15 protein-coding genes are annotated in these 17,060 nt (G+C 73.1%); 6 read left to right on the top strand and 9 right to left on the bottom strand.

Going from position 1 to position 17,060, the window contains the following annotated elements:
- Positions 1-10 precede the first annotated feature (10 nt).
- The gene (locus tag WFK95_RS13880) at positions 11-838 is read left to right on the top strand and encodes an SDR family NAD(P)-dependent oxidoreductase (protein WP_336671037.1); all 828 of its coding nucleotides are present in this window, start codon (positions 11-13) and stop codon (positions 836-838) included.
- On the opposite strand, the gene cydC is transcribed toward WFK95_RS13880, so the two are convergent.
- From cydC to WFK95_RS13850, 6 genes are all read right to left on the bottom strand, one after another.
- Positions 805-2,382: a thiol reductant ABC exporter subunit CydC gene (gene cydC, locus WFK95_RS13875; protein ID WP_336671036.1), complete on the bottom strand. Its 1,578-nt coding sequence runs from the start codon at positions 2,380-2,382 to the stop codon at positions 805-807. The two genes, WFK95_RS13880 and cydC, sit on opposite strands and share 34 nt — an antisense overlap.
- Entirely contained in the window at positions 2,375-3,979 is a 1,605-nt protein-coding gene (gene cydD / locus WFK95_RS13870) for a thiol reductant ABC exporter subunit CydD (RefSeq protein WP_336671035.1), read from the bottom strand. Before cydD ends, cydC begins: the two co-directional genes overlap by 8 nt.
- Positions 3,972-5,006, bottom strand: a complete 1,035-nt coding sequence (gene cydB, locus WFK95_RS13865; protein ID WP_224649278.1) for a cytochrome d ubiquinol oxidase subunit II — start codon at positions 5,004-5,006, stop codon at positions 3,972-3,974. Before cydB ends, cydD begins: the two co-directional genes overlap by 8 nt.
- A gap of 9 nt (positions 5,007-5,015) precedes the next feature.
- Positions 5,016-6,521 (bottom strand): cytochrome ubiquinol oxidase subunit I, encoded by a 1,506-nt coding sequence (locus WFK95_RS13860; RefSeq protein ID WP_224649265.1) that lies wholly within the window; start codon positions 6,519-6,521, stop codon positions 5,016-5,018.
- Between the two features lie 218 nt (positions 6,522-6,739).
- Complete coding sequence (locus tag WFK95_RS13855) at positions 6,740-8,122, bottom strand: amino acid permease (RefSeq protein WP_336671034.1); 1,383 nt, start codon at positions 8,120-8,122, stop codon at positions 6,740-6,742.
- A gap of 60 nt (positions 8,123-8,182) precedes the next feature.
- The gene (locus tag WFK95_RS13850) at positions 8,183-9,046 is read right to left on the bottom strand and encodes an aminodeoxychorismate lyase (protein WP_336671033.1); all 864 of its coding nucleotides are present in this window, start codon (positions 9,044-9,046) and stop codon (positions 8,183-8,185) included.
- A 92-nt stretch (positions 9,047-9,138) separates the two neighbouring features.
- On the opposite strand from WFK95_RS13850, the gene ygfZ reads away from it, so the two are divergent.
- The 3 genes from ygfZ (at position 9,139) to WFK95_RS13835 (ending at position 11,126) form a co-directional block, all read left to right on the top strand.
- The gene (gene ygfZ, locus WFK95_RS13845) at positions 9,139-10,155 is read left to right on the top strand and encodes a CAF17-like 4Fe-4S cluster assembly/insertion protein YgfZ (protein WP_224649350.1); all 1,017 of its coding nucleotides are present in this window, start codon (positions 9,139-9,141) and stop codon (positions 10,153-10,155) included.
- Positions 10,152-10,790, top strand: coding sequence for an MOSC domain-containing protein (locus WFK95_RS13840; RefSeq protein WP_224649259.1), 639 nt, complete (start codon positions 10,152-10,154; stop codon positions 10,788-10,790). The genes ygfZ and WFK95_RS13840 overlap by 4 nt, the downstream gene beginning before the upstream one ends.
- 135 nt (positions 10,791-10,925) lie before the next feature.
- Positions 10,926-11,126 (top strand): DUF3073 domain-containing protein, encoded by a 201-nt coding sequence (locus WFK95_RS13835; RefSeq protein WP_224649256.1) that lies wholly within the window; start codon positions 10,926-10,928, stop codon positions 11,124-11,126.
- A 73-nt stretch (positions 11,127-11,199) separates the two neighbouring features.
- Here WFK95_RS13835 and purM read toward each other — a convergent pair whose 3' ends face one another.
- Positions 11,200-12,276, bottom strand: coding sequence for a phosphoribosylformylglycinamidine cyclo-ligase (purM, locus tag WFK95_RS13830; RefSeq protein WP_224649253.1), 1,077 nt, complete (start codon positions 12,274-12,276; stop codon positions 11,200-11,202).
- Positions 12,277-12,349: 73 nt separating this feature from the next.
- Positions 12,350-13,912 (bottom strand): amidophosphoribosyltransferase, encoded by a 1,563-nt coding sequence (gene purF, locus WFK95_RS13825; protein ID WP_224649251.1) that lies wholly within the window; start codon positions 13,910-13,912, stop codon positions 12,350-12,352.
- A gap of 132 nt (positions 13,913-14,044) precedes the next feature.
- On the opposite strand from purF, the gene WFK95_RS13820 reads away from it, so the two are divergent.
- A complete protein-coding gene (locus tag WFK95_RS13820; RefSeq protein ID WP_224649348.1) occupies positions 14,045-14,398 on the top strand; it encodes a sterol carrier family protein in 354 nt (117 codons plus the stop codon).
- Between the two features lie 34 nt (positions 14,399-14,432).
- Here WFK95_RS13820 and WFK95_RS13815 read toward each other — a convergent pair whose 3' ends face one another.
- Complete coding sequence (locus tag WFK95_RS13815; RefSeq protein WP_224649249.1) at positions 14,433-15,470, bottom strand: LacI family DNA-binding transcriptional regulator; 1,038 nt, start codon at positions 15,468-15,470, stop codon at positions 14,433-14,435.
- 129 nt (positions 15,471-15,599) lie between these two features.
- Here WFK95_RS13815 and WFK95_RS13810 point away from each other — a divergent pair, with 129 nt between their 5' ends.
- Positions 15,600-17,060, top strand: coding sequence for a purine-cytosine permease family protein (locus WFK95_RS13810; RefSeq protein WP_336671032.1), 1,461 nt, complete (start codon positions 15,600-15,602; stop codon positions 17,058-17,060).

The raw sequence follows: 17,060 nt of genomic DNA, 5'->3' as shown, positions 1-17,060 counted from the left end.
CCATGGGGTCATGAGCGACTCCCCCGTGTGGCTGGTGACCGGAGCGTCCAAGGGCATCGGCCTCGAGGTGGTGAAGGCAGCGCTCGCGAGCGGCGCCCGCGTCGCCGCCACCACCCGCAGCCCCGAGAAGCTCACGGCCGAGATCGACGACCCGAACCTCCTGGCCCTGCCGATGCGGGTCACCGACGAGGCGGACGTGCGCCGCGCCGTCGCGCGGATCGAGCAGGAGCTCGGCCGCATCGACGTGCTGGTCAACAACGCCGGCTACTCGCTGCTCGGCGCGGTCGAGGAGGTCGCGCTCGACGACGTGCGGGCGAACTTCGACGTCAACGTCTTCGGCGTCCTCGCGGTCACGCAGGCGGTGCTGCCGGGCATGCGGGCGCGCCGGTCGGGACGGATCCTCAACCTGGCGTCGATCTCCGCGAGCGTCACCGGCCCCGCGCAGGGGATCTACAGCGCGACCAAGGCCGCGGTCCTCCTGCTCACCGAGGCCCTCGACGCCGAGGTCGCGCCGCTCGGGCTGCACGCCGTCGCGATCTGCCCGGGCGGAGTGCGCACCGACTTCCTCGACGCGTCGTCGAGCCGCCGCCCCGCGACCGCCATCGACGACTACGCCGCCGTCGCCGGCACCCTCGCCGCGCTCGACCGGCTCAACCACAACCAGGGCGGCGACCCCGCGCTCCTGGCGCGGGCGCTCGTCGCGGTCGCGGCGATGCCCGACCCGCCGACGCGCCTCCACCTCGGGAAGGATGCGCTGCACGCGATCCTGCGCGCGACGGAGGCCCAGCACGCGGAGGCGGAGCGCTACGCGGACCTGAGCCGGTCCATCTCCCACTGACGCACGCCCGCGGGTGGCTCCGCGTGCCCCGCCACGACGACGGTGCGCCCGGGGAACAGCCCGGCGGGGTCGAGGATCTCGGCGAGGAGCCGCACCGCGTCGGCGGCGTCCAGGTGCTCGGTCGGCTCGTCCAGCAGGACGACGCCCGCGGGGCTGAGCAGCGCCCGCGCCAGGAGCAGCCGGCGACGCTGGCCGCCGGAGAGCGAGTCGGCGCCGTCCTCCAGCGGGGTCCGCACGCCGTCCGGCAGGCCGTCGATCCACTCCCCCAACCCGACCCGGCGCAGGGCCGCGTCGATCTCGGCGTCGGTGGCGTCGCCGCGCGCCACGCGGCAGTTCTCCGCCACCGTCGTCGCGAAGACGTGGGCGGCCTCGCCGAAGAAGCCCACCGACGCGGGCAGGTCCGCGCAGTCGCGCGCGGGCGTCCCGTCGACGAGGACCTCGCCGCCGCGGTCGTCGAGACCCGCGAGGGCGAGCAGCAGGGTCGTCTTGCCCGCCCCGGAGGCGCCGCGCACCGCCAGGCGGTCGCCGGGGTCGAGCGCCAGCGCGCCCAGCTCCAGCCGCGGGTGCGGGGCGACCGGGACGGTGCCGGCCGGCACCGAGGGCAGGATCAGCAGGGGCGCGAGCCGGCCCGCGGCGTCGGCGGAGCGCACGTACTGCCGCGCCGCGTCGGGCAGCACGGAGACGGCCTCGAAGGCGCTGAGCGGCAGCAGGATGAGGATGCCGAGGGTGGTCGCGGCCGCCGAGTCGATCCGCGCGACGGCGACGAGCAGCGCGGCGACCACGGCGACGCCGACGGCGAGCGGGATCGCCGCGTCCGCCAGCGCGCCGGTGCGGGCCGCGCGGTCGACGGCGGACCGTCGGGCGTCCTCGGCGCGGGCGGCGCGGGCCCGCACCTCGTCCAGCCGGCCCGCGACGGCGAGCTCTCCGGCGTGGTCGAGCACGGCCGAGGCCGCGGCGCCGAAGGCCTCGCTGCCCGCGGCCTCCGCGGCCGCGCGGTCGCGGGTGGCGCGCGCGGTCAGCCACGGCGCGACGAGCCCCGCCACCAGCAGGCAGGCCGCGAGCGCGATGCCGGCGCGGGGATCGAGGAACCACATCCAGCCGGTCGCCGCGACCGAGACCGTCGCCGCGACCGCGGCGGGGATCACGGTGCGCACCAGCGCATCGCCGACCGCGTCGACGTCGGCGCCGGTGCGGGCGAGGAGTTCGCCGCCGGAGAGCCGCACGGACTCCGCCGGCGCGGCCCCGGCCAGCCGCAGGTACAGCGCGGCCCGCAACTCGGTGAGCCCGCGCAGCGCGAGCCGGTGGCTCGCGAGACGCTCGATGTAACGCATCAGCCCGCGGGTGATACCGAGCCCGCGCACGGAGGTCACGGCGAGCGAGAGCACCAGCACGGGCGGCATCGTCCACGCCTTGGTGATGAGCCACGCGGAGAGCCCCGCCAGAGCGAGGGCGCTGGCGGCCGTGAGCACGCCCGCGCCCACCGCGCCGAGCACGGCGAGCGGACGGGTCCGCATGGCCCGCAGGCAGATCAGCAGGTCACGCACGCGTCACCTCCAGCGCCTCGTCGGCGGCGGCGAGCACCTGCGGGTCGTGCGCCGCGACCACGACGGTCGCGCCGGCGTCCGCGCGGGCGCGCAGCTCGGCGAGGACGCGCGCGGCGAGCTCCTCGTCGAGGTGCGCGGTGGGCTCGTCGAAGAGCAGCACGTCCCGGCCGAGCGCGAGGGTGCGGGCCAGCGCGAGCCGCTGCCGTTGCCCGGCGGACAGCCCGGCCCCGCCGGTGCCGACGGGCCGCTCCCAGCCGCGCTCCGCGACCACCTCGTCGAGGCCCGTCGCGGCGAGCACCTCGGGCACGGAATCCGGTGCGGGGGCGCCCAACAGCGTGAAGTTGTGTGCCAGGGTGCCGGGCTCCAGGTACGGGTGCTGCGGGCACCACGCCACGTGCGCCCACCACTCCGGGCCCCCGGCGAGCGGCGCACCGTCGACGGTGACCACCCCCGCGTCCGGCACCGCGAGCCCCGCCAGGACGGTGAGCAGCGTGGACTTGCCCGAGCCGTTGGGCCCGGTGAGCACGGTGAGCCGGCCGGGGGCGAAGGCACCCTCGAAGCCCGACGGTGCCGCCCCGTCCCGCCCGTCGACGGTGACGCCGCGGGCGACGAGCACGCCCGGGCGCGCGGTGCCGCGCACCGGCGCGGGCGCGGGCGCGTCGAGCAGGGCGAAGACCCGGCCGGTGGCCTCGAGCCCCTGCTCGGCGGCGTGGAAGCCGGCGCCGACGGCGCGCAGCGGCCGGTACACCTCGGGCGCGAGGATCAGCGCGAAAACACCGGCGAACAGGGTCATCTCGCCGTAGACGAGCCGCAGGCCGATGCTCACCGCGACGAGGGCGACGCACAGGGTGGCGAGCAGTTCCAGGGCGAAGGAGGAGAGGAAGGCGATCCGCAGCGCGCCCATGGTCTCGGTCTCGTTGCGCGCGCCGAGCTCGCGGACCGTGCGCTCGGGTCCGCGCTCGCGGCCCAGGGCCCGCAGCGCGGGCAGGCCGGCCACGAGGTCGAGCAGCCGCGCGGAGAGCCGCGACATCGCGTCCAGGCGGCGCCGCGTGCGGTCGCGGGTGAGCAGGCCGATGAGCACCATGAAGATCGGCAGCAGCGGGAGGGTGCCGAGCGCGATGGCGCCGGAGACCCAGTCCGCGAGGAACATCGCGAGGATGAGGACCGGCGTCGCGATGGCGCTCAGCGCGAGGGCGGGGACGTAGCCGGTGAGGTAGGGCGGAAGGTCGTCGAGGCCGCGGGTGAGCGCGGTGCGCAGCTCCTCCCGGTCGACGGGGGTCCGGCCCGGACCGACGGCGTCCAGTGCGGCGGACCGCAGTTCGGAGACCACCCGGTCGGCGGCGCGTCGCTCGATGCGGGATCGCAGGTGGCTCACCGCGACCCGTACCGTCACGGCGGCCACCGCCAGCACGACGGGCTGCGTCACGTCCGCGTTGCCGGTCACCAGGCGCGCCAGCGCCGTCGCGAGCGCGAAGGCCAGCGCGATCACCGCGGCGGTCTCCACGACGCCGCAGGCGATCACGGTCACCATCAACCCGCGCGAGCTGCGCGCGTACCGGAGCAGCCGCGGGTCGACGGGGGCCCGGGTGTCAGGCACGGGGGCTGAGGCCGATCGACGGCGGGATCTGCGCGACGGAGATCCGCTGGCGGAACACCCAGTAGGTCCACGCCTGGTAGATCATCACCAGCGGCAGCAGCACGACGGTGCACCAGGACATCACGACCAGGGTGTAGTGCGAGGACGCGGCGGCCTCGATGGTGATCGTGCGGGCCGGGTCCGTCGCGTTGAGCACGTTCGGGAACAGCGAGCCGAAGAGCAGGACGCTCACGCCGATGACGGTCAGCGAGGTCGCGAGGAACGCCGCGAGCTCCCGCCCGGCGCGGACGAGCGGCCCCGCGGCCAGCAGGCCGGCGGCGGCCAGGACCACCATCGCCCAGGTCCACGGCTTGCCGTGCTCGAGCTGCGTCCACACCGCGAAGACGGCGCCGATCGCGGTGACGGGCAGCCACATCCGCACGGCGAGGCTCCGGGCATCCACCCGGACGTCACCGTCGGACTTGAGCGCGACGAAGATCGCGCCGTGCAGGAGGAACAGGCCGAGGGTCGCGATCCCGCCGAGCAGCCCGTACGGGTTGAGCAGGTCCCAGACCTCGCTGGTCATGCCGCCGCGCTCGTCGAGGTCGACGCCGTGCACGATGTTCGCGAAGACCAGGCCCCACGCGAAGGCGGGGATCCAGGAGCCGAGGCCGATGCCGACGTCCGCCCAGCCGCGCCACCGCGGCTCGTCGATCTTGCCGCGCCACTCGATCGCGCAGACCCGGGTGATGAGCCCCACCAGGATCGCGAGCAGCACGAGGTAGAAGCCGGAGAAGACCTCGGCGTACCAGACGGGGAAGGCGGCGAACATCGCCGCGCCCGCGGTGATGAGCCACACCTCGTTGCCGTCCCAGACGGGGCCGATGGTATTGAGCAGCACGCGGCGGCGCTCCTCGGCGTCGGCGTGGGAGCGCTTGCGGCCCAGGATCGGCATGAGCATGCCGACACCGAAGTCGAAGCCCTCCAGCACGAAGTAGCCGGTGAACAGGAAGCCGATGGCGAGGAACCAGTAGTCGGGGAGAGTCATGGCGGCCTCCTAGTACGCGAAGGAGAGGTGGTCCGACGATGCCTTCCGGCCCGGCTCCGCGCCCTCGGGGGCGTCGGTGTCGGCGGGCGGATCATCGTCGTCGTGCGGCGGGTCCAGCGGACTGTGCAGGTTCGGGCCCTTGATCACGTACCGCCGGAGCAGGAAGAACCACAGCAGGTAGAGCGTGCCGTACACGGCGGCGAAGGTGACGAGTGAGAAGGCCATCATCGTCACGGAGTGGCCGGAGACGGCCTGCCCCACGGTGAGCCGGATCGTCGGGTCGCCGTTCGGGTTGGGCACCACCACCCAGGGCTGCCGGCCCATCTCGGTGAACACCCAGCCGGAGGTGTTGGCGAGGAAGGGCGTGGGCAGCGCGATGAGGCAGATCCGGCTGAACCACTTCTGGTTCGGGACGCGGCCGCGGCGGGTTACCCACAGGCCGGCCAGCGCCAGCACGCCCGAGCCGATCGACCAGCCCATCATCGCGCGGAAGGCCCAGTACGAGACGAAGAGGTTGGGGCGGTAGTCGCCCGGGCCGAACTTCTCGACGGCCTCGGCCTGCAGCTCGGTGACGCCCTTGAGCGTCGAGTTGGGGTCGCCGTTGGCGAGGAAGGAGGTCACGTACGGCACCTGCAGCACGTGCGTCACCGACTCGCAGTTGTTGTGCGTGCCGATGGTGAGCAGGGAGAAGCTGGCGCCGGTCTCGGTGTGGCAGAGCGATTCCGCCGAGGCCATCTTCATGGGTTGCTGCTCGAACATGAGCTTGGCCTGCGCGTCGCCGGTGATGCCCAGGCCCACGGCCGAGACGATCATGACGCCGAGACCGAAGCGGGTGACGGGACGCATCGACTGCGCCAGCTCGATCGCGTCGGGGTCGCCCTTGCGCATGCCCCGCACCATCCACCAGCCGCCGATCGCGGCGACGAAGGTGCCGGCGGTGAGCCACGCGCCGAAGACGGTGTGCGGGAACGCCGCGAGGGTGGTCGAGTTGGTGAGCACCTCCCAGATGCTCGTGAGCTCGGCGCGGTTCTTCTCCGGGTTGAAGGTGGCGCCCACGGGGTGCTGCATCCAGGAGTTCGCGGCGATGATGAAGAAGGCGGAGGCGTTCACGCCGAGCGCGACCATCCAGATGCAGCCCAGGTGCACGAGTTTCGGCAGCCGCGTCCAGCCGAAGATCCACAGGCCGAGGAAGGTCGACTCCATGAAGAAGGCGACGAGCCCCTCGAGCGCGAGCGGTGCGCCGAAGACGTCGCCGACGAACTTGCTGTACTCGCTCCAGGCCATGCCGAACTGGAACTCCTGCACGATGCCTGTGGCCACGCCCAGGGCGAAGTTGATGAGGAAGAGCTTGCCGAAGAAGTTCGTGGCCTTGAGCCACGCCTGCTTCCCCGTCACCAGCCAGAGGGTCTGCATGGTGGCGACCATCGGCGCGAGGCCGATCGTGAGCGGCACCAGGATGAAATGCATCACCGTGGTCATGCCGAACTGCCAGCGGGCGATGTCCAACGCGGTCATGCGTACTCCCTGGGCCGAGGGGTCGGGCCGGCATCGTCGCCAACCCTTCTACTACGTTCAGTAGTAATTACTACCGATGGTAGTAGAGATCGCCTCCGATCCCAAGTGTTGAGACACAGCCCACGTCCGCGCGCCCTGGCCAACCCGTTGTGTCCACCGTAGGCCCGCCGCGCCCCGCCCGCGGGGCGCACGGCGGATTCACCGACGCCCCTCCGCGCTCAGCGCGAGGTGACGGAGGACCGTCGTTCCATGCGCTTCTGATGCGCGACGCTGGCGGCGACCACGATCACGGCCAGCGCCGTCGACAGGCCGACCGCGCTGCGCTGGTCCGGGTCGACGATCATCGCGACGATGACGAAGACGATGAAGGCGATCACCGCGTACGTCGCCCACGGGAAGAACCACATGCGCAGCGGCGACGGGGTGCTCTCCCGGCGGCGCAGGGCGATCTGGCTGATCGCGATGACCAGGTAGACGAACAGGGCCACAGCGCCCGTCGTGGCCAGGAGGTAGCCGAACAGCTTCTCGGGCAGCACGTAGTTGCCGATCACCGCGAGGAAGCCGAGGATCATCGACGCCAGGACCGCGACGGCGGGGACGCCCCGCTTGGTGGTCCGGCCCGCGGCCCGGGGAGCGTCGCCGCGGCTGGCGAGCGAGTACAGCATCCGCGAGGCGGTGTAGAGCGCGCTGTTGAGGCACGACGCGACGGCCACGAGGACCACGACGTCCATGATCCCCGCTGCGGCCGGGATGTTCATGGCCTGCAGGACCGCCTGGTACGACCCCGTCGCCGAGTCGAGCGTGTTCCACGGGACGAGCGCCACCACCACGAAGATCGAGCCGATGTAGAACAGGCAGATCCGCCAGACCACCGAGTTCACGGCCTTCGTGATGCCCTTGGCCGGCTCGGGCGATTCGGCGGCGGCGATCGTCACGATCTCCGAGCCCATGAACGTGAACATGGTGGTGAGCATCGCCGCGATCACCGCACCGGCCCCGTTCGGCATGAACCCGCCCGTGTCCCACAGGTGGCTCACGCCGGAGACCCCGGAGCCCGGCAGCAGCCCGAAGATCGCGAGCGCGCCCAGCACCAGGAAGGCCGCGATCGCGAGCACCTTGATCAGCGCGAACCAGAACTCGAACTCGCCGTAGTTGCCGACGGAGAACAGGTTCGTCACGGTGAGGAGCACCACCACCAGCAGTGCCCACGACCACTGCGGGCCGCCGACCGTCTTCGACAGGATCACCGCGGCGGCGGTCGCCTCGACGGGGATCACCAGCACCCAGAAGAGCCAGTACAGCCATCCGATGCTGCAGCCCGCCCAGCGGCCCAGCGCCCGCTCGGCGTAGGTCGAGAAGGAGCCCGTGTCCGGGTGCGCCGTCGCCATCTCGCCGAGCATCCGCATCACCAGGATCACGAGCAGCCCGGCGAGGCTGTAGGAGATCAGCACCGCCGGCCCCGCCAGCTTGATCGCGTTCGCCGAACCCACGAACAGGCCCGCGCCGATGACGCCGGCGATCGAGATCATCGTGATGTGCCGGGGTTTGAGACTGGTGCCGAGCTGATCGCCCTCGGTGCCGGTGTCCTCGCGCGTACTCATCCCGCGACGCTATGCCCGTCGCGGCGCCGCCGCAGGCCGTGCCCGGATTGTCCGGAAGCGCTAGGGGGTGTTCGCGATTCCCGCCTCGATGAGGGAGCGGACCGTCGCGTCCATGGGCGCGTCGGGCAGGGCGCGGCCGTCCAGCGTGTGCACGCGCGCGCACAGCGTGATCGACGAGACCAGCCACACCCCGTCGTTCATGACCAGGTCCACGGGGAAGAGCGGCTCCACCGCGGTGGCGACGCCCTTGTCCTCCGCGGCGTCGAACAGGGCGCGGGCGGTGGTGCCGGGCAGGATGCCCTGCTCGGCGGGCGGGGTGACGAGGGTGCGGCCGCGGGCGACCACGACGGTGGCGCGGGGCGCCTCGAGGACGCGGCCCTCACTGGAGGTGAAGATCACGTCGTCGGCGCCCTGCTCCTCCGCGTACCGCGCGGCGGCCATGTTCACGGCGTAGGAGAGGGTCTTCGCGCCGAGCAGGAGCCACGGCGCGTCGGTGCCGAGCCCCGTCGAATAGCCCCGGCCGAGCGTGATGGCCGAGATCCCCTCGGTCCGCGCGCGCCGCGCCCGGTCGGGCAGCGGCGAGACCGAGACGTAGGCGGTGGGCGTGCCGGGCGCGGACTCGCGGCCCCGCGTGTAGACGAGCCGCAACGCGCCCTCGGCGCTCCCCGCCTCCTCGCCGTAGAGCATCGCGGCGCGCTGCATCGCAGCCCACCAGGCGCCGTCGTTGGGCGCCGGGAGGCCGAGCGCGGCGGCCGAACGGCCCAGCCGGTCGAGATGGGCGCGGCCCTTGAGCGGGGCGCCGTCACGGACCAGGACCGTCTCGAAGCAGCCGTCGCCGCGGACCGCGCCGAGGTCGTCGGCGTACAGCAGGGGCGCGTCGGGAGCGCGCACGGAACCGTCCAGGGTGACCACCACGGATGCCATGGCGGCAACAGTATTCGACGCCCCGAAGCGCCGCGCGGCCAGCGGGGTAGGCTTGAGGAGTGTCGACTGAAGAACATTCCACGTCCGGCATCATGAACCCCGAGGACACGCCGGACACCGGCGTGACCTGGCATTTCGGGGATCCGTTCGGGGAGCAACGCGCGGCCGAACGCGGCGCCGCGGTGATCGACCGCTCGCACCGCCGCGTGATCACCCTGACCGGCCCCGAGCGCCTGTCCTGGCTGCACTCGATCACCAGCCAGCACCTGACGCACCTGCCGGATCGCACCGCGACCCAGAACCTCAACCTGGACGGCAGCGGTCGCGTGCTCGACCACTTCCACCTCATCGACGTCGACGGCACGACCTACCTCGACACCGAGCCCGCTGCGCTCGCGCCGAAGGAGGCCCCGCTCAGCCCGGACCTCGCGACGTACCTGCAGCGCATGGTCTTCCGGGCCGACGTGCAGGTGCAGGCGCGGGACGACCTCGCGGTGCTCACCGTGATCGGACCCGAGGCCGAGACCGTCGCAGCGCAGGTGGAGGGCGTCCGCCGCACCGATCCCGGCGAGGTGAACCTCATCGTGCCGCGCGAGCGGCTGGGCGCGGACTTCGCCGCCCTCGTCGCCGCCGGGGCGCGCCCCGCCGGCACCTGGGCCTACGAGGCCCGACGGGTCGCCGCCGCCCGCGCCCGGCAGGGCGTCGACACCGACGAGAAGACCATCCCGCACGAGGTGGACTGGATCGGCACCGCGGTGCACCTCGACAAGGGCTGCTACCGCGGGCAGGAGACCGTCGCGCGCGTGCACAACCTGGGCCGGCCCCCGCGCCGCCTCGTGCTGCTGCACCTCGACGGCTCCGCCGACGCGCGGCCCGCGACGGGCGACCCCGTGACGCTGGACGGGCGCACCGTCGGGCGGCTCGGCACCGTCGTCGAGCACGCCGATTACGGGCCCATCGCCCTCGCCCTGATCAAGCGCTCGATCCCCGACGACGCGAAGCTCGACGCCGGCGGCGCCGCCGCCGCGATCGACACCGACGTCACGCCCTCCGCGGACGCCGGGCAGCAGGCCGGACGGTCCGCGGTCGACCGGCTGCGCGGCCGGTGACGCCGACCAGGGTCGTCGCGGTCTGCGTCGTCGGCGAGGAACGACGGCTCGACCCGCGCAAGCCGGAGCAGCGCACCGCCATCGACAAACGGCCGGCCGACGGCCCCGTCGACGTGGGCCCGCTGGGCCCGGTCACCGACCACGTCTGCGACACCCGGCACCACGGCGGCGAGGAGCAGGCCGTCTACGCCTACTCCGAGCACGAGGCGCGGCGCTGGGCCGACGAGCTCGACCGCGACCTCCCGCCCGGCTGGTTCGGGGAGAACCTGCGCCTCGACGGCGACACCACCGACCTCGTGGTCGGCACCCGGCTGCGGGTCGGGGCGACGCTCGAGCTCGAGGTGACGATCCCCCGGACCCCGTGCCGCACGTTCGCGCTGTGGTCCGGCGAGGACGACTGGCTGGCGCGGTTCATGGCCCGCGGCGATTCGGGCGCCTACTTCCGCGTCGTCACGCCCGGCCCCGTGGCGGCGGGCGACCCGATCGTCGTCGCGGAGGTCCCGGAGCACGGAGCGACCGTGCGGGACCTGTTCCGCGCGACGCGGCCGGACCGGCTGCGGGCCCTCCTCATGGCCGGTGACCTGCCCCCGAAGGTCGAACGGGACGCCGCGAAGGCCCTCAAACGCGCCGACTGACACCCAGGCGGCAGCACCATCGGCGCGAGCACGCTAAACTGGGCGTCAGGAAGAATTACTAAACGGAGAAAGGGGCCGCCACCCGCCGGGCAATCCGGTAGCTGGCCGCCCCTTCATTGCGCAAGGGGGTCCCCCATGGGCCGCGGCCGGGCAAAGGCGAAGCAGACGAAGGTTGCACGCGAGCTCAAGTACAGCTCGCCCAGCACTGACCTGAAAAGGCTGCAGGACGAGCTGACGACGGGTGAGAGCGACGAGGCGGACGTGATCGCCTCGCACCCCGAGTGGAGCGACGTCGCGGGGGAGCCGTATCGCGAAGAGGAGTGGCGCCGCGCCTGACGCGTCGCGCCTTCTCGTTTCGTACCGGAGCCGTTGGGCACCGTGACCGTGGGTCACGGTGCCTACGGCGTTCCTAGAACTTCGGGTGCGAGCCGCTCAGTACGGCCCGATCTCCCGCACCGTCGGACTTCTTGATCGTCCCCAGGACCCAGCTGTCGATGTGGCGTGCCGTGAGCACGGCCAGCGCGCGGTCCACGTCCTCGGGCGCGACGATCGCGACCATGCCGACGCCCATGTTGAAGGTCTTCTCCATCTCGGCCTGCTCCACGCGGCCGCGCTGGGCGATGAGCGCGAAGACGGCCGACGGGCTCCACGTGTTGCGGTCCAGTTCGGCGACGAGGCCCTCGGGGATCACGCGGCCGAGGTTGGCGGCGAGCCCGCCTCCGGTGACGTGGCAGAAGGTGCGCACCTGCGTCTCCTGCGCGAGGCGCAGGCAGTCGAGGGCGTAGATGGCGGTGGGCTCGAGCAGCTCCTCGCCCAGCGTGCGGCCGAACTCCTCGACGTAGCCGCCGAGGTCCATGTGGCCCCAGTCGAGCAGCACCTTGCGCGCCAGGCTGTAGCCGTTGCTGTGCAGGCCGGAGCTCTTCATGGCGATCACCACGTCGCCGGCGCGCACGTTGTCCGGGCCGAGCACCTCGTCGGCCTCGACGACGCCGACGCCGGTCGCGGAGAGGTCGTACTCGCCCTCCGCCATGAGGCCCGGGTGCTCGGCGGTCTCGCCGCCCAGCAGGGCGCAGCCGGCGCGGACGCAGCCCTCGGCGATGCCGCCGACCAGCTCGGCGACGGTCTCGGGGACCACCTTGCCGACGGCGATGTAGTCCTGCAGGAACAGCGGCTCGGCGCCCGTCACGACGAGGTCGTCGACCACCATGGCGACGAGGTCGATGCCGACGGTGTCGTGCTTGCCCATGGCCTGGGCCACCGCGATCTTGGTGCCGACGCCGTCGGTCGACGCGGCGAGCACGGGCTCGCGGTACTTCTTGAGCGCGAACAGGCCGGCGAATCCGCCGAGGCCGCCGAGGACCTCGGGGCGGGTCGCGCGCTTGGCGTGCGGCTTGAAGAGCTCGACGGCCCGGTCACCGGCCTCGATGTCGACTCCGGCAGCGGCGTACGAGGCACCCTGAGGCGGGTGGGTGTTGGAATCCGTCACGGATCCATAGGCTACCGGACCGGGAGCCCTCGGGCGCCCGGCGGAGTCGACGACCCCGCCGGGACGAGCGTGCTCAGGGGCGACGCAGCGCCGAGGCGTTGTCGTTGTCGGCCTGCAGCGGGTCGCCCTGCGTGCCCGCCTTGAGCATGTTCTCCAGGACCGCCTTGCCCATCGAGGTCGACTCGGGCAGCGGGATCGGGTAGACGCCGTCGAAGCAGGCACGGCACATCGATTCGCCGGCGTGCTCGGTGGCGGCCGTCATCTCGTCGAGGGAGATGTAGCCCAGCGAGTCGGCGCCGATCGCGGCGCGCACCGACTCGACCATGGCCTCCATGGAATCGGCGCCGCCGCCGTTGGCGATGAGCTCGGCCGGGGACGCGAAGTCGATGCCGTAGAAGCAGGGCCACTTCACCGGCGACGAGGCGATGCGCACGTGGATCTCGGCGGCGCCGGCCTCGCGGAGCATCCGGATCAGCGCGCGCTGGGTGTTGCCGCGGACGATCGAGTCGTCGACCACGACGAGCCGCTTGCCGCGGATCACCTCGCGCAGCGGGTTGAGCTTGAGCCGGATGCCCAGCTGGCGGATGGTCTGGCTGGGCTGGATGAAGGTGCGGCCCACGTAGGCGTTCTTCATCAGGCCCTGGCCGTACGGGATGCCCGACGCCTGCGCGTAGCCGACGGCCGCGGGGGTGCCCGACTCCGGCACCGGGATCACCAGGTCGCCGTCGGCGGGGTGCTCGCGGGCCAGGCGGCGGCCGATGTCGACGCGGGTCGAGTGCACGGACCGGCCGTGGATCACCGAGTCGGGGCGTGCCAGGTAGACGTACTCGAAGATGCAGGTCTTCGGAGTGGGCTCGGCGAACCGGGTGGAGCGCACGCCGTCCTCGTCGATGGCGAGCAGCTCGCCCGGCTCGATGTCGCGCACGAAGGAGGCGCCGACGATGTCGAAGGCCGCGGTCTCGGAGGCGACGACCCAGCCGCGATCGAGGCGGCCCAGGCTCAGCGGGCGCACGCCGTGCGGGTCGCGCGCCGCGTACAGCGTGTGCTCGTCCATGAAGGTGAGGCAGAAGGCGCCCTTCACCGTGGGCAGCAGCTCCATCGCGGCCTGCTCCAGGGTGCGGTCGGCCGCGGCGTGCGCGAGCAGCGCCGTGAGGATGTCGGAGTCGGACGTGGCCGCGCTGCGCGGGCGCCCGCCGGCGACGCCGAGCTCGACGGCGCGCTCCGCGAGCTCCGCGGTGTTCACCAGGTTGCCGTTGTGGCCCAGCGCCACGCCGTTGCCCGCGCTGGTGGTGCGGAAGATCGGCTGGCTGTTCTCCCAGGTGGTGGAGCCGGTGGTCGAGTAGCGGCAGTGGCCGATGGCCACGTGGCCGGGCATCGAGCTCAGCGTCTGCTCGTCGAAGACCTGGCTGACCAGACCGAGGTCCTTGAAGACCAGGACCTGCTGGCCGTCGCCGACGGCGATGCCGGCGGCCTCCTGGCCGCGGTGCTGCAGGGCGTAGAGGCCGTAGTAGGAGAGCTTCGCCACATCCTCCCCGGTGGCCCAGACGCCGAAGACGCCGCACTCCTCCCGGGGCTCCTGCTCCTCACCGTCATCGAGCGGGGCGTTGTTGACGACGCTGAGCGGAAGCTGCTGCACGGCTGACTCCTGGGGCTGGGGGCGTGGCCTGATCCGATTGTAGGACCGATCCGCCAGCGGAAACGAATCGCCGAGTAGGTTTCTTCCCGGAGACAGGGGGTTCGCGTGGCAAAGGCGATCGATCCGGCGGAGATGCGGGCCGCCGTACTGGCCGTCCGGGACTGGATCGTCGACGAGGACGCGCCCGCTCCCCCGCGCGCCGCGATCGCCGCCGCGGTCCGGTCGACGGCCCGCACCCTGGCCCAGGACGCGCCGGGCGGATCCGTCGAGGTACGGGTGCCGCCCTTCGTCGCCGTGCAGTGCATCGAGGGCCTGCGGCACACCCGCGGGACGCCCCCGAACGTCGTGGAGTGCGCGCCCCGCGTCTGGCTGCGGCTCGCGACGGGCCTCGTCACCGTCGACGAGGCGACGGAGGCCGCCGACCTGGCCGCCAGCGGCTCCCGCGCGGGCGAGATCGCCCGCTACCTGCCGATCCTGCGCCTGTAGATCCCGAGGCTGTGGATCCCGCGGCGGTAGCGCCTCAGCGCGCCGTCGAGCCGCGGGGCACGAGTCGCCCGACGCCGCCGGACGGACCGGGGGCGTCCGTGCCGCGCAGCGCCGCGACCAGCGTCGTGACCGCCCGCCGGGCAAGCTCCTCGGGCTGCAGGTCGACGGCGGTGATGTCCGCGGCGCGTGCCTCCTCGGCGTCGGAGCCCGCCGCGATCCGCACCGCGCCCGGCACCTCGTGGCCGAGTGCGCGCAGCCGGTCGGCCGCCCCGACGGCGGGCGCGGCGGCGAGGCAGTACACCGCGTCGGGCACACCGTCGACGCCCGGCACGGAGCCCTCCGGGAACCAGCGGTCGACCGCGTCGACGCCCGCCAGAGCGCCGAGCGCGTCGGCGTGCACGATCACGGTGGCGGGCATCCCCCGGTCCGCGCACCAGGCGCGGTACACCTCGATCGAGCGCAAGGACCACTCGTCCTGCTCGTCGGCCGCGAGGAAGGCGATCGCCCGGCTGCCGGCGGCCGCGAGGTGCTCGAGCACGTCGCGCGTGATCCGCTCGGTCTCGATCCCCACGTGCCCGGGCGCACCGTCGTCCCAGGTCCCGTCGGCGCGCGGCGGCAGTCCGACGGTCACGCACGGCGTCCCGATGCGCTCGCACAGGTCGATCAGCGGGTCGTCGCGGGTCGGTTCGGTCAGCAGGATCCCCTCGGCGGCGAGGGCGGCCGACGGGGCGTCGTCCCGCGCGGGGTCGCCGACCAGCATGAGGCAGTAGCCCGCGTCGAGCGCGGCCATCGCGGCGGCGCCGGCGAGCCGGAGGAAGTAGTCGACGCCGTGGAGGTCGCCCGGGTCGATCCGGTCAAGCGGGCGGACGACGAGCGCGAGCACGCTGAGCCGGTTGCGGCGCAGGCCCTGCGCGAGCACGTCGGGTCGGTAGCCGAGCTCGTGCGCCGCGGCGCGCACGCGCTCGCGGGTCTCCGCGGCGACGACGCCGTTGCCGCTGAAGGTGTGCGAGACCGTGGTGACCGAGACGCCCGCGCGGCGGGCGACGTCGGCGATCCGCGGGCGGCTGCTCATGACCCCCACGCTAGCCCCGCGAAGAATTCTCGCCCGCTCCCTTGTCCAAATCGATTTGGCTACCTAGCGTGATCCGCGCCACACAGCGCCGCCGCCCCGCGCGGCGCGACCGATCCCCGTGGAGGCCCGATGACGCCGATCCCGAAGCCCGCCCCGTCGGGAACGCCCGTGCCCGCCGCACCGCCCGCACCCGCCGCGGCCCCGTCCCGGCCCCGAGTCGAGGCGCGCGGCATCGACGTCATCCCCGCCGCCGAGCGACACGGCCGCGCCCGCGACCTGTTCACGCTGTGGTGCGCGCCCAGCATCAACTACCTGTCCGTCGTGGTCGGCGCGGCGCTCGTGCTCATGGGCCTCGAGCTGTGGCAGGCCATCGCCGTCGCGGTCGTCGGCTGCCTGTTCTCCGTGGTCACGGGGATCGTCGCGATCCCCGGGCCGGTGTCGGGCACGCCGAGCCAGGTCACCACCCGCGCGATGTACGGCGTGCGCGGCAACCGGGTCGCGATCGCGGTCAACGGCTGGTTCGTCTCGGTCTGCTACATCGCCATCAACTGGGCCGCGGCGGCCGCCGTCGGCTACACCCTGCTGCAGTACTTCGGGGTACCGCTCGGCACGCCGGCCGAGCTCGTCGTCATCGCGGCGATCGCCACGGCGACGGTGACCGTCGCCGTCTTCGGGCAGGGCGTGATCAGTCGGCTGTACCCGCTGCTGTCGCTGCTCCTCGGGGTCGTCTTCCTGGTCATGTCGGGTTTCGTGGCGGCCCGGGCCGACCTCGGCTTCGCGCAACCCGCCCCGCTGCACGGCTTCGACCTGTGGGTCGCCGTCCTCGGCGGTCTCACCCTGGTGGCCGCCGCCCCACTGTCGTACACGATCAGCTCGGACTTCGCCCGCTACCTGCCCGCGGACACCGGCCCCGTCTCCGTCGCCGCCGCGACGGCCCTGGGCGGCGCGATCCCCGGCGTCGTGCTCGTCGCGGTGGGCGCGCTGGCCGCGACCGCGATCGACATGTCCGACCCGCAGGCGGGCCTGATCTCGCTGATCCCGTCGTGGTTCGTGCCAATCTTCCTCGTCGCCGTGATCGTGAGCACCGTCTGCAACAACGCGCTCACCTCGTACAGCGCCGGCCTGGCCCTGCAATCCGTGGGGCTGCGCCTGAGCCGGGCGCGGGCGGTCGCGCTGACCGGCCTCCTCGGCGCACTGCTGACCCTGTACGCGCTGTTCGTGTCCGACTTCCTCGGCGCCATCAGTAGCGCCCTGTCGATGCTCGTCGTGCTGGTCGGCCCGATCATGGCGGTGTACGTCACCGACATCGTGCTGCGCCGCGGCCGCTACGACGGCGTGGCGCTCAGCGACGTCACGCCCGCCTCCAAGTTCTGGTTCACGGGCGGCGTGAACGTGGCCGGCGCCGTCTCGGTCCTCGCCGCGGCGGGCCTGGCCCTGCTGTGCGCGCACACCGTCGAATTCCGCGGACCGATCGCCGTCGCCCTCGGCGGGATCGACCTCTCGCTCCCGGTCGGCGTCCTCGTCGCCGCGGGCCTGTACGCCCTGCTCACCCGAGTCCTCTACGGATTCCCCACCCCTGCAACGGAGTAG

The sequence above is a fragment of the Tsukamurella sp. USMM236 genome, from assembly GCF_037148755.1.
Classification (GTDB): Bacteria; Actinomycetota; Actinomycetes; order Mycobacteriales; family Mycobacteriaceae; genus Tsukamurella.
This window is presented reverse-complemented; position numbering and strand designations above follow the sequence as displayed.

Coding starts and splice junctions, on each gene's coding strand:
- WFK95_RS13880 (WP_336671037.1), top strand. CDS start 11: ATGAGCGACTCCCCCGTGTGGCTGGTGACCGGAGCGTCCAAGGGCATC.
- cydB (WP_224649278.1), bottom strand. CDS start 5,006: ATGACTCTCCCCGACTACTGGTTCCTCGCCATCGGCTTCCTGTTCACC.
- WFK95_RS13860 (WP_224649265.1), bottom strand. CDS start 6,521: ATGACCGCGTTGGACATCGCCCGCTGGCAGTTCGGCATGACCACGGTG.
- WFK95_RS13855 (WP_336671034.1), bottom strand. CDS start 8,122: ATGAGTACGCGCGAGGACACCGGCACCGAGGGCGATCAGCTCGGCACC.
- WFK95_RS13850 (WP_336671033.1), bottom strand. CDS start 9,046: ATGGCATCCGTGGTGGTCACCCTGGACGGTTCCGTGCGCGCTCCCGAC.
- ygfZ (WP_224649350.1), top strand. CDS start 9,139: ATGAACCCCGAGGACACGCCGGACACCGGCGTGACCTGGCATTTCGGG.
- WFK95_RS13835 (WP_224649256.1), top strand. CDS start 10,926: ATGGGCCGCGGCCGGGCAAAGGCGAAGCAGACGAAGGTTGCACGCGAG.
- WFK95_RS13820 (WP_224649348.1), top strand. CDS start 14,045: ATGCGGGCCGCCGTACTGGCCGTCCGGGACTGGATCGTCGACGAGGAC.
- WFK95_RS13815 (WP_224649249.1), bottom strand. CDS start 15,470: ATGAGCAGCCGCCCGCGGATCGCCGACGTCGCCCGCCGCGCGGGCGTC.
- WFK95_RS13810 (WP_336671032.1), top strand. CDS start 15,600: ATGACGCCGATCCCGAAGCCCGCCCCGTCGGGAACGCCCGTGCCCGCC.